We start from the raw sequence: 14,912 nt of genomic DNA, 5'->3' as shown, positions 1-14,912 counted from the left end.
CGCGGCGCGGGCGAGGCGGATCAATCTTCCGGCGCGATGGTGATGCGCAGGCCGTCCAGCGCATCGCTGAAGGTCAGCTGGCACGACAGGCGGCTGGTTTCGTTGCGATGGTCCGAGCTGTCGAGCAGGTCGTTCTCATCTTCGCTGACCGGCGGCAGGCTGTCGGCGAAGGCGGGGTCGACATAGACATGACAGGTCGCGCAGGAACAGCAGCCGCCGCACAGGGCAAGCAGTTCGTCAAAGCCGTTGTCGCGGATGATTTCCATCACCGACAGGCCGTTATCGCCCTCAACCGCCTTCTCTTCGCCCGAACGGTTGACCACAATCAGTTTCGCCATGTACCCAGATCCTCAAATTTTTTCTCGCCGCTCATTACGGACGGCCAGCGGGAAATCAAGAGCCGGACAGCGATTCAATGGTCATTACAGCGGAACAATTGCGGTCCAGCCTGGATAATATCGCCCTGGTGGAGCCTGCCTTCGCCGCCGCCATCGGCCGGGTCGGCTATCCCCTCCCCCGAGTCCGCGAACCGGGCTATGAAACCCTGTTGCGCACGATCGTCGGCCAGCAGGTGAGCGTTGCCGCCGCCGCCGCGGTGTGGCGGAAGCTGGAGGCGGAACTGGGCGAGGGCTGCGCGCCGCAAGCGTTGATGGCGCGCAATTTCGATACGCTGCGCGCATGCGGCCTGTCGCGGCAGAAGCAGGGTTACGCCCGCAGCCTGGCCGAACTGGTGGTGAGCGGCGCGCTCGACCTGCACAATCTGCCCGCCGATGATGAGGAAGCCATTGCCCAACTCGTGCAGGTCAAGGGGATCGGACGCTGGTCGGCGGAAATCTATCTGCTGTTCGCGGAGGGGCGCCCGGACATCTGGCCCGCCGGCGACCTTGCCGTGCAGATCGAGATCGGCCGAATATTGGGCCTTTCCGAACGGCCGAGCGAAAAGCTGACGCGCGAACTGGCGGAACGCTGGCGCCCCTATCGCGGCGCGGCAGCGATCATGGCCTGGCATCATTATAATACGGAGGTTCTGTAACCGATATGGCGCTGCCCCATGCCCGCTACATCGTCCTGGAACATGAGGGCGTGTGGAAGATCAATCTCGACAACCGCTATTACGGCCCCTTCCCGACGCGCGAGACCGCCGTGGAAAGCGCAACCGGCACGGCGCAAAAGGCCAGTGAGGCTGGCTATCCGGCTTCGGTTCTGTTGATGCGGGGCACCAAGTTCGAAACGCTGTGGACCAGCGTGGCGGACGCAGACCCGCAATAGCCAACCATAAGGCGGGAATTTTTTCGCAGTTGCGGGAACCATGGCCCCCGTGATGCATTTATCGCCTCCAGTTGCGTAGGCGTAGGGATGAGCAAAAAAGTTCTGATCGTCGAGGACGAGATTTTCGTCGCTCTGGAAATCGAGCATATCGTCGAGGATGCTGGCTATACGGTCAGCGCCATCGCGGCTGATCGTCAGGCGGCGCTCGATGCCGCGTGCGATTGCGATATCGCCCTTGTGGACCTCAATCTGCGCGACGGGCCTACCGGCCCCGGCATCGGCGTTGAGCTGGCGAGCCAATATGGCGTGCGGGTCATCTATGTGACCGCCAACCCCGCCCAGATCGGCGATGCGTCCGAAGCAGCGCTGGGCGTCATCACCAAGCCCTTCCGCGCATGCAGCATCACCCAAACGCTGCATCTGGCCGCCGCCGACAGGCCGGAACTGGAAGCCATTGAAATTGCGGGCTTTACGCCATTCCTGCCGGCGAGCGGCTCATGGATGCAGCTGGAATCCAGAGGCAGAGGCTAAGGCCTTCGGGCCGCCAGTCGCGGGTCATCCGCCCCCCCAATTGCCGTTCGACACTGAGTTGCATCAGACGGCTGCCGAACCCGTGATCCATGGCGGGAACGGCGGGCGGACCACCTTCCTCCCGCCAGTCGATGCGGATTTCTCTACCATCGATCGCCACCAGCATATGCACGCGACCGGCGGGTTCGGAGAGCGCGCCATATTTGGCGGCATTGGTCGCCAACTCATGGAACAGCAGCGCCAGCGGTGTCGCGGAACGGTCGTCGATCGCCGGATTTTCCCCGGAATAGAGGATGCGTGCACCATCCGAATCGCGATAGGGCGCAAAAATCTGGTCGAGTATGCCCCACAGACGCCCCTCGCCCTGGTCCGGATGCGAATTGGGCCCGTGGGGACGAACGAAATCATGGGCGCGGCCAAGCGCCATGATCCGGTCGCGCAGATCGTCGGCCGCCACCTGAATTTCCGGATGCTGGCGTGCCGACAGGCCGATCAGGCCGGAAATCACCGAAAAGATGTTCTTGATCCGATGGGACAGTTCATGCGCGATGACCTCCCGCTCCTCCACCATCAGAATCTGGTCATTGATATCGGTGCAGGTGCCGATCCAGCGAACCACCTGCCCTTCCTCATCCCGGATCGGCAGCGCGCGGCCCAGCGTCCAGCGATAGTCGCCGCTATGATGCTGCATTCGATATTCGATTTCATAGGGATCGCCGGTTGCCAGGCTATGCCGCCAGCGCTTCCAGGCCAGCGGTTGGTCCTCCGGGTGGAACATGGCGCTCCACCCTTCGCCATCGGTGATACCCTGCGCAACGCCGGTAAATTCATACCAGCGGGCGTTGAAATAATCATTATAGCCGTCGGGCAGGGCCGACCAGACCATTTGCGGCATGGTGTCCGCCAAAGTGCGGAACATGCGGTCGCTGTCCGCCACGGCCTGCGCATCCCGTGCCTGCCGGGTGATCATCTCCCGGTCACGGCGGCGGCCTTCCAATTCCAACATTACCTGACGGGCAAGTAGCGACAGACCTTGTCGCTGCACATCGGTCAGGCCCGCGCGCGGCTTGTCATCGACGACGCTCACCGCCCCGAGCGGCATTCCATCGCCGTCGACCAATGGCGCGCCGGCATAAAAACGAATGCGGGGCGCGCCAGTCACCAGCGCATTGTCGGCAAATCGCGGGTCCAGACTGGCATCGGGGACAATGAAGATCGCATCGTCCAGCATCGCATGGGCGCAGAAGGAAAGATCGCGGGGCGTTTCCTCCACATCCACGCCGGTCCGGGCCAGAAAACGCTGCCGATCCGCCTCGACGATACTGACCAGCGCGATCGGCGCTTCGCACAGGGCCGCGGCGAAATCCGTGATCTGGTCCAGCGTGGCAAAACCGCCGGCATCGAGATCGTAATGCGCAATCAGCGCTGCGCGATCCGCCTCGAGCCGGCTTCCTTCAGCCATCGCTGACACGCTCTATGTCGGCGCCGACGGCGGAGAGTTTTTCCTCCAGCCGTTCATAGCCGCGATCAAGATGGTAGACGCGGTTGACCTGGGTCTCCCCTTCGGCGGCGAGGCCGGCGAGGATCAGACTCATCGAGGCGCGCAGGTCCGTTGCCATGACCGGCGCGCCGACCAGCCGGTCGACCCCGCGCACGACCGCCGTGCGGCCATTCACACCGATGTCCGCACCCATGCGCGCCAGTTCGGGCACATGCATGTAGCGGTTCTCAAAGATCGTTTCGGTCAGCACCGACGCCCCGTCCGCCTTGGTCAGCATCGCCATGAACTGCGCCTGCATGTCGGTCGGGAAAGCCGGGAAAGGCGCGGTCGAGATGGTGAGCGGCTTCAGCTTGCCGTCCGACGACACCTTGATGCCGTCCTTCAGTTCCTCGACATGAACGCCCGCATCGCGCAGCGCGGCAAGGATGGCGTGCATGTCGTCGGCGCAGGCGCCCGCCAGTTCCAGCGAGCCGCCGGTGATGGCGGCCGCGCAGGCATAGCTGCCTGCCTCGATCCGGTCGGGCATCACGCTATAGGTCGCGCCATGCAGCCGGGGCTTGCCGTGGATGGTGAGCTTGTCGATCCCGACGCCCTCAATCTCGGCGCCCATGGCGATCAGCAGGTTGCAGAGATCAACGATCTCCGGTTCGCGCGCCGCATTTTCCAGAATGCAGGTGCCATTGGCCATCACCGCCGCCATGACGGCGTTCTCGGTCGCACCGACCGACACCACCGGGAAGGTATAGATGCCGCCGGGCAGACCGCCATCGGGCGCGCTGGCGCGAACATAACCGGCGTTGATCTCGATTTTCGCGCCAAAGGCTTCCAGCGCTTTCAGATGCAGGTCGATCGGGCGATTGCCAATGGCGCAGCCGCCGGGCAGCGACACCCTCGCCTCCCCCGCGCGGGCGAGCAGCGGTCCCAACACCAGGATGGATGCGCGCATCTTGCGCACAATATCATAGGGCGCTTCGGTCGAGGTCACACGCCCCGCGCGCAACGTCATGACCCGGCCGAAATCCTCCGGCCGCGCGCCCTCTATCATGGTAGAGACGCCGAGCTGGTTGAGCAGATGGCCAAAGCTGTCGACATCCGCCAGACGCGGCAGGTTGCGCAGCGTCACCGGCTCATCGGTCAAGAGCGCGCAAGGCAGCAATGTGAGAGCGGCGTTCTTTGCGCCGGAGATGGGAAGGCGGCCGTTGAGCGCGTTGCCGCCGCGTATATGAATGCGGTCCATCGACTGGGTTCTTACCTTTAATTGCGTTTTTCGCAAGGTCGCTGAAAGGACGGGAGGGCAGGAAAATCGGTCATGTCATCGCGCTCGGCTGAAACATTTATTCATTCCCCCGCCCATTATTGATCGAGTTTAGTGCAAGCAACGGAAATGCAGCCAAAAGACGCGTGGGGCGTTTTGCCATCGTAATAACAATGCAAATAAGAAGGTGTTTTTGGTGGCAACAAGTTGTTTCGCGGAGAGGCTGGCGAAGCATGTGCCCCTGTCCGATGCGGAAAAGACGGCGCTTGCACGACTGGAAGAAAATCCGCGCAAGGTAAAGCGCGGCGCGATGATCCAGCGCGTCAATGACACGGTGACTGAGCTGTTTGTACTGCGCGAAGGACGGGTGATGAGCTTCGTCATCCTGCCCGACGGCAGCCGACAGATATTGCGCGTCTATTTCCCCGGCGATTTCATCGGATCGGCCAGCACGATCTACAGCAAGGCCCCGGAATCGCTGGTGGCCCTGTCGGACGCGATCATCTGCCCGTTCGACAAACATGCGCTGCGCCGCCTGCTGGAAGAATTTCCTCGCGTCGCGGCATTGCTGTTCCTGCTGTCCAATGCGGAGCGCGTCGCGCTTACCGACCGGCTCGCGTCATTGGGACGGACATCAGCCAAGGCCCGGGTCGCGTCCTTCCTGCTCGATATTTTCGATCGCCTGCGGGTGACGGACGACAGCATCACCGACAGTTTCGACCTGAAGCTGACGCAGGAGGAGATTGGCGACGCCATCGGCCTCACCTCCGTCCATGTGAACCGGATGATCCGGCAAATGGAACAGGAAAGCCTCATCAGCCGGGCCAATGGGCGCATCACGCTGCGCGACATGGCGCGGCTGGAGGAGATCGGCCATTATACCAACCGGCACAAGGACATGGATCTGGACTGGCTGCCGACGCTGAATTGAAACCCAGACGATAGGTCGAGATTTCGTTCAAGCGGAGCCGAAAAGTGGGATTTTTTGGGCACCGGAGCGCATAAAATCGCGCTTTGCAGGCCCGACCGGGCGGAATATTCGCCTATCGTCAGGCGAGCAGTTCGACATCCCAATAGAGCCAGTCGTGCCAGCTTTCATGCAGATAATTGGGCGGGAAGGCGCGCCCATGTTCCTGTAACTGCCAGCTGGTCGGGCGGATCGGCGTCACATGCAGCTGCATATGCGCTTCCTTGGGCGTGCGTCCGCCTTTCTTGAGATTGCAGGGCGAACAGGCCGTCGCGACATTTTCCCATGTCGTGCGGCCGCCGGCCCGGCGCGGGATCACATGGTCGAAGGTCAGGTCGTTGGGCGATCCGCAATATTGGCAAACGAATTTGTCGCGCAGGAACAGGTTGAACCGGGTGAAGGCAGGATGTTCGGACGGCTTCACATATTGCTTGAGCGCGATCACAGAGGGGATCTTCATCTGCAGGCTGGGGCTGTGCACCTCCCGCTCATAGCTGGAGACAATGTCCACCCGTTCCAAAAAAAACCGCCTTGATGGCGGTTTGCCAGGGCCAGAGGCTCAGCGGATAATAGCTTAGCGGCGTGTAGTCCGCGTTCAGGACCAAGGCCGGACAGTTTTCCGGATGTCGTATCAGGTCGGGATGGTACATATATTACCCTTCAACCCCCAATTGCCGCCGCTCTGATCGACCAGAAACGTGACGGGAGCATGACAGCATTAACCACCCCACCCCGTCAAGGGCCTGTATGATTCAATCGCACGAACCACAGCATATGGTAACTCGCTTCGCGCCAAGCCCCACAGGTAGGTTGCATATCGGTCATGGTTGGTCGGCATTGCTGGCCATGGACTTCGCCCGCGCCGATGGCGGCGCCTTTCGCCTGCGGATTGAGGATATTGACGGCACGCGCAGTCGGCCCGAGCATGTCGCGGGGATCGTGGAGGATTTGCGCTGGATCGGCGTCGAATGGGATGGCGAGATCGTCTTCCAGTCGGCGCGGCTGGCGCACTATGACGCGGCGCTGGCGCGGCTCAAGGACATGGGACTGCTCTATCCCTGCTTCTGCACCCGCGCCGATATAGCGGCCAGCGCCAGCGCGCCGCATGGACCCGAAGGGCCGGTCTATCCGGGGACGTGCCGGGGACTGACGGAAGCGGACCGGGCACGACGGATCGCGGCGGGGGAGACCCATGCCTGGCGGATCGACATGGCGCGGGCGGTCGACCGGGCCGGAGCCTTGCGCTGGCGTGCCTCCTCCCTGCGCTCCGGGCAAACGGAGTGGGTCGATGCCAGCCCCCTTATGGCCGGCGACGTCGTCCTCGCCCGCAAGGATGCGCCGGCCAGTTACCACCTGTCCTGCACGCTGGACGATGCGGCGATGGGTGTCAGCCATGTGCTGCGGGGCGAGGATCTAAGGGCGGCAACCGACATTCACCGGCTGATCCAGGCGCTGCTGGACCTCCCCTCCCCCATCTACATCCACCATCCGTTGCTGGTCGGGCCGGACGGCAGGCGGCTCGCCAAGCGTGACGGGTCGATCGCGCTCGCCGATCTGCGGGCGCAGGGCGCCGATCCCCAGCGGCTGGCCGACGACCTGCGCCATGCGCGCTTTCCGATTGGCATTTCGCTGGCAAGCGCATAGATTCACCGCATGAATATCGTGCTTGTCATCGCCCTGATCCTGGCCATGGGCGCCACCCTCGTCGCGCTGATCCGGGGCATCATCGCCTTCATGCAGGCGACCAAGGAACAGCTGAACTCGCCTGAGGGCGGCCCCAGCCCGTCCAGCCTGAAGCAGAACCGGATGATGATGAACCGCATCCTGTTCCAGGCGGTGGCGGTGATCATCGTCGCCATCCTGCTGCTGATGAAGGGTAACGGCTAACCCATGGTCAAGCTCAACAAAATCTATACCCGCACCGGCGATGCGGGCACCACCGGCCTTGTCGACGGATCGCGCCTGCCCAAACATGCGCCGCGCATGCAGGCCGTGGGCGATGTGGATGAAGCGAACAGCAGCATCGGCCTCGCCATCGTAGCGATCGGCGACGCCCCCGAAACCGCATGGCTGACCACCATCCAGAATGATTTGTTCGATCTGGGCGCCGACCTCGCCACGCCCGTTCCCGAGGGCGCGGACGAACCCTGGGCGCTGCGCATCGTCGCCTCGCAGGTCAAGCGTCTGGAGGAGCAGATCGACGCGATGAACGCCGACCTCGCGCCGCTGGACAGTTTCATCCTGCCGGGCGGATCGCCTGCTGCTGCCGCCGTGCATCTGGCCCGCGCAGTCACGCGCCGCGCCGAACGCGCCGCCACCGCAGCCGCGACCGAAGTGGCGCTCAATCCTCAGGCGCTCGCCTATCTCAACCGCCTGTCCGACCTGCTGTTCGTGATGGCGCGGCACCTCAACGGCAATGGCGCCAGCGACGTCAAATGGGTCCCGGGCGCCTCGCGATAGCCTTTGGATCGCCTATTTTCGAGTCGTCGGCTGTGCCACGGCTCGACTCTCCCGCCGCACGGCTCGTCCACAGGGCGCCCGTTAACCCTGTTCCTTCATCGCCGATTTACGCCTCGCCCCAATTTTGAGCCCGTTTTCAACAACGGGCCTCAGGGATGCAGTTCTACCTCGCGACTTCCTTCATCTTTCCGCGATCCCTGCGGGTTCGTCTCTTCGCGCTCTGCTTCGTCACCACCCATCTGCCTCTGCTCGGCTATATCGGCTGGGGCGCGGCGACGGGACGGATTGCCTGGGCCGAGTTCGTCATCCTGACCCTGGCCACCCTGGCGGGCGCCGTCGGCGCGCTGATCGGCATCGGCGCGCTGCTGAACCCCATCCACGCGCTGGCCGATGCGCTGCATGAGGGCGACGTGCCGAGCCGGGAACGCGGCGATACGCCGACCTTGCCGGAAGTCGGGGACATCATCTCCCGCCTGTTCGCGGGCGTCCGCCGCGCCGCAACCGCCACCCGCGAGCAGATCGACGAACTCAACATCGCCGCGCATGAGGACCCGCTGACCGGCATCGCCAACCGACGCGGCTTCCTGGCACAGCTCGACGCCCTGCCCCCGGCTCGCCGCCGGGGTTGCATCGCGATCATCGACATCGATCATTTCAAACAGGTCAACGACCAGCTCGGCCATGACGTGGGCGACCGGGTGCTGGGCGACTTCGCCGCCCGCCTGTCGTCGCAGACCCGCCGCATCGACGTGATCGGCCGCTGGGGTGGCGAGGAATTCGTCATCTTCTATCAGGACGCGATCGAGGATGAAGCCAGCTGGTCGCTCGCCCGCATTGCCGACCGGATGCGGCAGGAACCCATCGGCCAGGTGAATGGCGAACCGATCAGCTTTTCCGCAGGGCTGTGCACCTGGCGCGGCGACCCGGTCATGGCGGCGCTCAGCCGGGCCGACGAAGCGCTGTATCGGGCCAAGCAGTCGGGCCGGGACCAGATTCAGCGCGCGGAACGGCCCTCCGGCATGGCTTTCGGAACATAAGGTCCCCTTCATGCGCTTGGTTGACGAGAGCGGATAAACCGTATCGAAGGGGCATGGATGGCCAGAAGCCGAACCGCACCCAGCCAGATCGACCTGATCACCCGCTATCGGGAGGTCCGGGCGCTGAGCGAGGCGCTGACCGCGCCCCTGTCCGACGCCGATGCGACGGTGCAGTCCATGCCCGACGCGTCTCCGGCCAAATGGCATCTGGCCCATGTCAGCTGGTTCTTCGAAACCTTTGTGCTGCGTGATCATGTCGCGGGATACAAGCCGTTCGATCCGCGCTACGCCTTCCTCTTCAACAGCTATTATGAGGCCGAAGGGCCGCGCCATGCCCGGCCCATGCGGGGACTGCTGACGCGCCCGAGCCTGAAGGACATCCGCGCCTATCGCGCCCATGTCGACAAGGCGCTGATCACCGCCCTGCCGATGCTGATGCCGGAGGTTCAGGCGCTGGTGCTGCTGGGCCTGCAGCATGAGCAGCAACATCAGGAATTGCTGCTGACCGACATCCAGCATCTTTTCTCGCTCAATCCGCTGGAACCGGCGCTGTTCGACGCGCCCAACGCCCTGCCCGCGCCGGTGCCCGGCCCGCTCCACTGGATCGAGGGACGGCAGGGACTGGTCGAGATCGGCGACGATGGAAAGGGCGATTTCGCCTTCGATTGCGAAGGGCCGCGGCACAAGACGGTGCTGCGCCCCCATGCGCTGGCGCATCGTCCGATAACCAATGGCGAATGGATCGCCTTTATCGAGGATGGCGGCTATGCGCACGCCGCCCACTGGCTGTCGGACGGATGGGCATGGGTGCAGGCCGAACGGATCGAGGCGCCGCTTTACTGGAAGCGCCATGAGCAGGGCTGGACCCGATACGGACTGGATGGGCGCAAGCCGGTCAATCCCGCCGCCCCGGTGACGCATGTCAGCCTCTACGAAGCCGATGCCTATGCCAGTTGGGCGGGCTTTCGCCTGCCGACCGAGGCGGAATGGGAAAGCGCGGCGCTCAATGTCGCATCCACCAGCGGCAACCAGCTCGACGGCCCGGCCTGCCCGCGCGCCCGCGCGGCGGAGGATGGATCGGACCTGACGCAGATGTTCGGCGATGTCTGGGAATGGACCGGCAGCGCCTATCGCCCGCATCCCGGCTTTCGCGCCGCCGAAGGGGCCGTCGGCGAATATAATGGCAAGTTCATGTCCGGCCAGTTCGTGCTGAAGGGCGGCAGTTGCGCCACCCCGCGCGGCCATGTCCGGGCAAGCTATCGCAATTTCTTCTATCCCCATCAACGCTGGCAGTTCACCGGGCTGCGGCTGGCAAAGGATTTATAAGGCGATGCTGCTGACCGAGGACGCCACGCTGCCGCTGCGCGCGCCCGATCCGGCCTTCCGACGCGACATAGTCGAAGGCCTGTCCCGCGAGCCCAAGGCGACGCCGCCCATCTGGTTCTACGACCGCCGCGGATCGGAACTGTTCGAGGCGATCACCGACCTGCCCGAATATTATCCGACGCGGACGGAAACCGCCTTGCTGGAAAAACATGGGCACGATTTCGCCGCCATGGTGGGATCGGGACGCGCGGTGGTCGAATTCGGCGCGGGCAGTGCGCGCAAGACGCCGCATCTGCTGCGCGCCATCGATCCGGAAGCCTATGTGCCGATCGACATCAGCGGCGAATTTCTCCACGCCAGCAGCAGTGATCTGGCTTCGGCCTTTCCGGGGTTGCCGGTGCTGCCAGTCGTCGGGGACTTCAACCGCGATCTGTCCCTGCCCGCCGCCGTGGACGGACTGCCCCGGCTGGGCTTCTTCCCCGGATCGACCATCGGCAATTTGGAGCCGGAGGCCGCCGTCGATCTGTTGCGGGCGATGCACCGGCTGCTGGGCGACGGGTCGATGCTGCTGATCGGCATGGACCGGATCAAGGACCGCGAACGGCTGATCGCCGCCTATGACGATGCGGCGGGAGTGACCGCAGCGTTCAATCTGAACCTGATCACACGCATCAACCGCGAGCTGGAGGGCGACATGCCGATCGACGGCTTTGCCCATCGCGCAGTCTGGAATGACGAAAAGGCGCGGATTGAAATGCATCTGGAGGCGGTTCGGCCGCTGCATTTCCACGTCGCGGGCCAATGTTTCCGCATGGCGGCGGGTGAGACGATCCATACCGAAAGCAGCCATAAATATGGCACGCGCGACGAAAGGTTGCTGCTGCGCGCGGGCGGATGGGAACCGTTGCGGGAATGGACCGATGCGGACGGGCTGTTTTCGCTGATCCTCGCAGCAGCATAGGCAAGCCGCGCCGCCGCCGCTATGCGGGGGGCATGAGTCCGGGTGCGGTCACGCGTTTCATCTCGGCACGCACCGTCGATGAGGCGGAATGCGTCGCCTCCGTCCTGCTGGCGATCGCGCTGGCGCATGGACTGGGCGCTGTTCATGTCTCCTGGGCCGCCTTTGCCGGCTATATGGTCATGCGCGGCCACGCCGGCGAAACGCTGGTACGGGGATTGCTGCGCATCGCCGGGACGGTCGCGGGCGGCATGCTGGCGCTGCTGGTCGCTCCGCTTGTCCTTCCATCCCTGCCTCTGATCACGCTGGCGATGCTGGTGGCGGCAACGGTCAGCCTCTATGGCGCGCTGACGGGCAAGCGATCCTATGCCTGGCTGTTCTTCGGCCTGACCTTCGTCATGCTGCTGTTCGACCGGGTGGAGCATCCCGACATCGCCCTGCCCAGTTTCGTCGCGACGCGCATTCTGGAAACCAGCGTGGGGACGCTGGCCTGCGTGACCGTCAGCCTGGCCTCCACCCTGACGCTGCGTCGCCGCTGGCCCGGCAGCCGGACGCCGCCGCCGCAGAGGCTCGGCTGGCATGGCGGAGCCTTTCGCCATGCCTTGCAGACCGGGGTGGCGGTGGGGTCACTGGCTGTCCTCCATGCCCTGATCGCCATTCCTGCGCCGACGCAGGGCGCGATTGCGGCCATGGCGGTGATGATGATGCCGGCGGCGGGCATTGGCGGCAGCGGGCTTGTCCCCGTCAGTCGCCGCATCCTCCATCGCGTGCTGGGCGGCGTCGCGGGTGCCGTGCTGGCCGCTGCGGTGTTGCTGATCGCCCATGGATCGCCGGCGGTGCTGATTGCCGGGACCGTGGCGGGCGTGCTGCTGGGACGGCATCTGGAAAATGGCGACCATGGCTATCGCTATGTCGGCACGCAGTTCACTCTGGCGGTGCTGGTGGCGCTGGTGCCCGACAGTTACGGCGACGCCGCCATCGCTCCTGCGCTGGAAAGGCTGGCGGGCACGCTGATCGGCATGGCGGCGCTGGCCCCGGTGCTGCTGGGCTGGCACTGGTTCAGTCCCGACCGGCCCCGGCCCTCCTCCCTTTCGCGGGAGGAAGCCGGAGGCATCTGACGCCTAGAGATGCTGATGCATCACGACCTCGAAACGCTCAAGCGCCGCGCGGGCTGCCATTATTCGACGACCTTCGCCGACCAGGTGGTGATCCAGCGCCAGGCGCCCCGGCATTCGCCCATGGCGCTCGCCTCCACCAGACGAAAGCGCGTGCCGTCCCAGACATAGCTTTCCCGACCGCCGCAATCGCCCAGACCCCGGCCCTTGGCATAGCTTTGCAGGGTGGAAGTCTGCGGCGCCCAGCGGGCATTGACCAGCATCGGATGGTTCGCATCCTCGCTCCAGCCCGGCTGATAGTCGAAGCTGGCGAAATGAAAGGCCCGCCGTCCCGCAATGCCGGTCGCGATCACCGGGACGGCGGAGGCATTATAGGCCCCCGCGCCGCAAGGCACGAGCACCAGCGTTTCCGTCCTGGACAGGCGATACAGGTCCGGCGGCGAGGAAGCGTTCCGCATCTCGTCGGCGCAACCCGTGAACTTGCCGAGCGCCGTCAACTCCTCCCGCCAGAGAGCGGGCGGTTCGGCGCCGTTGGGGATGATCGCGCGGCGCACCTGCGGCGTGGCGGGCGCCGGGCGGACGGCGCTGCGCGCCAGCGCGCCGGTCGCGACCAAAGCCACCTGCGTCCCGGCCCGCCCCTGCCTGGCGTCCATGTACCGCAATGCCGCAGCCGATCCGGCGAGCGAGGGCTGGCTGATCCGCCGGACGCCCGACCGGATTTCCATCGCACCGCCCCGCGCCATGGCGATGACAAGCGCGGAGGCCTGCGGCCCCTGCACACTGGCTTCGCCGTCCGTGCTACTGGCGGTCGCGACCTTGCGCCCGTCAATGAGGAAGCTCAGCGTCTCACGCCCTCTGGCATCGCGGCTGACCCAGATTTCCGGGTCGGCGGCTGCATCCGCATCCCGGCTGATGCCCAGCATGACCGGCGTATCGGGCCAGTCGCCGCCCTCGGGCAACAATGACACCGCCTCGCACCGGTCGCGATTGTCGCAGCCGATGGTCCAGTCCTTATAGCTTTCCAATGTGCCCGGCTTCGGCGCCTGCGCCAATGCCGTGCCTGCGACCGCCGACAGCGCCGCCGCCAGCCCGAATATGCGTTTCGCCCCCATATGTTAACCATAAAAGCTTTTACACGGGAGCGGTAGAATTTTGTTATGACTTCAGAATGATCAACGCAGGCTGAGCATCAACCCCGCCAGCGCCGCGCTCATCAGATTGGCCAGACTGCCCGCCACCAGTGCCTTGAGGCCCAGTCGCGCGATCACCGGCCTCTGGTTGGGCGCCAGATTGCCGGTGACGGCCATCTGGATCGCAATCGAACTGAAATTGGCGAAGCCGCATAGGGCAAAGGTGACGATGGCGATGGTCGCGGGCGACAGCGCGCCCTGAACCTGCCCCAGATTGATATAGGCGACGAATTCATTGAGCACGACCTTGGCGCCGAACAGGCCGCCCGCGATCTGCGCCTCGTTCCACGGAATGTTGAGCAGGTACATGACTGGCGAGAAGACATAGCCGAGCAGTTGCTGGAAGCTGAGATCCGGATAGCCGAACCAGCCGCCGATCCCGCCCAATATGCCGTTCGCCAGCGCCACCAGCGCGACGAAGGCCAGCACCATCGCGCCGACCGCGACGGCCAGCTTCACGCCGGTCTGCGCGCCCTGGGCAGCGGCCATGATCAGATTGGCAGGCTTTTCCTCATCATGGGTGGCTGGCGGCAGCGGTTCGCCCGCCGTGCCGTCGAACTGCGCGTCGGAATGATCGCCAAGCGGCAGCTCCGGTTCGCGCACCGGCTCGTCCGGCATCATGATCTTCGCCATCAGCAAGCCGCCGGGCGCGGACATGAAGCTCGCCGCCAGCAGATAGTCGATCTTGATCCCCATGGAGGCATAGGCGGCCAGGATGGTGCCCGCGACCCCGGCCATGCCGCTGGTCATCACGGCAAAGACCTGCGGCGGGGTGAGGCCCGCCAGATAGGGACGGATGACGAGCGGGCTTTCGCTTTGCCCGACGAAGATATTGGCGGCGGCGCACAGGCTCTCGACCTTGGACACGCCCGTCACCTTCTCGATGGCGCCGCCGACCCAGCGCACCACCTGCTGCATGATGCCCAGATAATAGAGGATCGACACCAGGCTGGCGAAGAAGATGATGACCGGCAGCGCCGCGATGGCGAAGCTCGCCCCGCCGATCTCCGGCTTGGCGAGCGGGCCGAAGATGAAGTCCGTCCCCGCCTGCGCATAGCCGAGCAGGTTCGATACGCCATGCGACATGCCCGCAATCACTGCACGTCCAACCGGCACATAGAGCACCAGCAATGCAATGCCCGCCTGTAACAGAAAGGCCGCACCGACCACCCGCAACCGGATGGCGCGACGATCGGAAGACAGGGCGAAGGCAATGGCAAGGATCAGCGCGATACCGGCTAGGCCAATGAGAAGATGCATGAAAAGCTTTCAGCGCGAGAACAAACGGCGCGACCATAAAGGG

At 64.5% G+C, this 14,912-nt stretch carries 16 protein-coding genes and 1 pseudogene; 11 read left to right on the top strand and 6 right to left on the bottom strand.

All coding sequences use genetic code 11. The annotated features are described in order from the left end of the window. Nucleotides 1-20: 20 nt before the first annotated feature. On the bottom strand, nt 21-338 hold the full coding sequence (locus HUK73_RS15345) for a 2Fe-2S iron-sulfur cluster-binding protein (RefSeq protein ID WP_176592676.1): 318 nt from the start codon (nt 336-338) through the stop codon (nt 21-23). A gap of 77 nt (nt 339-415) precedes the next feature. On the opposite strand from HUK73_RS15345, the gene HUK73_RS15340 reads away from it, so the two are divergent. From HUK73_RS15340 to HUK73_RS15330, 3 genes are all read left to right on the top strand, one after another. Further along, a complete protein-coding gene (locus tag HUK73_RS15340) occupies nt 416-1,033 on the top strand; it encodes a DNA-3-methyladenine glycosylase (protein ID WP_176592675.1) in 618 nt (205 codons plus the stop codon). Nucleotides 1,034-1,038: 5 nt separating this feature from the next. After that, complete coding sequence (locus HUK73_RS15335) at nt 1,039-1,269, top strand: DUF2188 domain-containing protein (protein ID WP_176592674.1); 231 nt, start codon at nt 1,039-1,041, stop codon at nt 1,267-1,269. An 87-nt stretch (nt 1,270-1,356) separates the two neighbouring features. Continuing rightward, a complete protein-coding gene (locus HUK73_RS15330) occupies nt 1,357-1,800 on the top strand; it encodes a response regulator (RefSeq protein ID WP_176592673.1) in 444 nt (147 codons plus the stop codon). On the opposite strand, the gene HUK73_RS15325 is transcribed toward HUK73_RS15330, so the two are convergent. Beyond that, nucleotides 1,739-3,262, bottom strand: coding sequence for a sensor histidine kinase (locus HUK73_RS15325; RefSeq protein WP_176592672.1), 1,524 nt, complete (start codon nt 3,260-3,262; stop codon nt 1,739-1,741). The genes HUK73_RS15330 and HUK73_RS15325 overlap by 62 nt on opposite strands. Beyond that, nucleotides 3,255-4,538: a UDP-N-acetylglucosamine 1-carboxyvinyltransferase gene (gene murA, locus HUK73_RS15320; RefSeq protein ID WP_176592671.1), complete on the bottom strand. Its 1,284-nt coding sequence runs from the start codon at nt 4,536-4,538 to the stop codon at nt 3,255-3,257. Before murA ends, HUK73_RS15325 begins: the two co-directional genes overlap by 8 nt. Nucleotides 4,539-4,749: 211 nt before the next feature. On the opposite strand from murA, the gene HUK73_RS15315 reads away from it, so the two are divergent. After that, complete coding sequence (locus tag HUK73_RS15315) at nt 4,750-5,487, top strand: Crp/Fnr family transcriptional regulator (RefSeq protein WP_176592670.1); 738 nt, start codon at nt 4,750-4,752, stop codon at nt 5,485-5,487. A 118-nt stretch (nt 5,488-5,605) separates the two neighbouring features. Here the strand turns inward: HUK73_RS15315 and HUK73_RS15310 are convergent. Then, nucleotides 5,606-6,173: pseudogene (locus HUK73_RS15310) on the bottom strand (HNH endonuclease). Nucleotides 6,174-6,270: 97 nt separating this feature from the next. On the opposite strand from HUK73_RS15310, the gene gluQRS reads away from it, so the two are divergent. The 7 genes from gluQRS (at nt 6,271) to HUK73_RS15275 (ending at nt 12,422) form a co-directional block, all read left to right on the top strand. Then, nucleotides 6,271-7,167, top strand: a complete 897-nt coding sequence (gene gluQRS / locus HUK73_RS15305; RefSeq protein ID WP_369805500.1) for a tRNA glutamyl-Q(34) synthetase GluQRS — start codon at nt 6,271-6,273, stop codon at nt 7,165-7,167. A 9-nt stretch (nt 7,168-7,176) separates the two neighbouring features. Further along, entirely contained in the window at nt 7,177-7,410 is a 234-nt protein-coding gene (locus tag HUK73_RS15300) for a twin transmembrane helix small protein (protein ID WP_176592668.1), read from the top strand. 3 nt (nt 7,411-7,413) lie between these two features. Further along, complete coding sequence (locus tag HUK73_RS15295) at nt 7,414-7,983, top strand: cob(I)yrinic acid a,c-diamide adenosyltransferase (RefSeq protein ID WP_176592667.1); 570 nt, start codon at nt 7,414-7,416, stop codon at nt 7,981-7,983. A 155-nt stretch (nt 7,984-8,138) separates the two neighbouring features. Continuing rightward, entirely contained in the window at nt 8,139-9,020 is an 882-nt protein-coding gene (locus HUK73_RS15290; RefSeq protein WP_176592666.1) for a GGDEF domain-containing protein, read from the top strand. A gap of 57 nt (nt 9,021-9,077) precedes the next feature. Next, nucleotides 9,078-10,346, top strand: a complete 1,269-nt coding sequence (gene egtB, locus HUK73_RS15285) for an ergothioneine biosynthesis protein EgtB (protein ID WP_176592665.1) — start codon at nt 9,078-9,080, stop codon at nt 10,344-10,346. A 4-nt stretch (nt 10,347-10,350) separates the two neighbouring features. Beyond that, a complete protein-coding gene (gene egtD, locus HUK73_RS15280; protein WP_176592664.1) occupies nt 10,351-11,307 on the top strand; it encodes an L-histidine N(alpha)-methyltransferase in 957 nt (318 codons plus the stop codon). Between the two features lie 32 nt (nt 11,308-11,339). Beyond that, nucleotides 11,340-12,422, top strand: coding sequence for an FUSC family protein (locus tag HUK73_RS15275; RefSeq protein WP_255326295.1), 1,083 nt, complete (start codon nt 11,340-11,342; stop codon nt 12,420-12,422). A 59-nt stretch (nt 12,423-12,481) separates the two neighbouring features. On the opposite strand, the gene HUK73_RS15270 is transcribed toward HUK73_RS15275, so the two are convergent. Together HUK73_RS15270 and HUK73_RS15265 are read right to left on the bottom strand one after the other, a co-directional pair. Beyond that, a complete protein-coding gene (locus HUK73_RS15270; RefSeq protein ID WP_176592662.1) occupies nt 12,482-13,531 on the bottom strand; it encodes a DUF1176 domain-containing protein in 1,050 nt (349 codons plus the stop codon). A 60-nt stretch (nt 13,532-13,591) separates the two neighbouring features. Then, nucleotides 13,592-14,869, bottom strand: a complete 1,278-nt coding sequence (locus tag HUK73_RS15265; RefSeq protein WP_176592661.1) for a NupC/NupG family nucleoside CNT transporter — start codon at nt 14,867-14,869, stop codon at nt 13,592-13,594. Nucleotides 14,870-14,912: the final 43 nt, after the last annotated feature.

This window comes from Sphingobium sp. EM0848 (assembly GCF_013375555.1).
In the GTDB taxonomy this organism is placed as follows: domain Bacteria; phylum Pseudomonadota; class Alphaproteobacteria; order Sphingomonadales; family Sphingomonadaceae; genus Sphingobium.
This window is presented reverse-complemented; position numbering and strand designations above follow the sequence as displayed.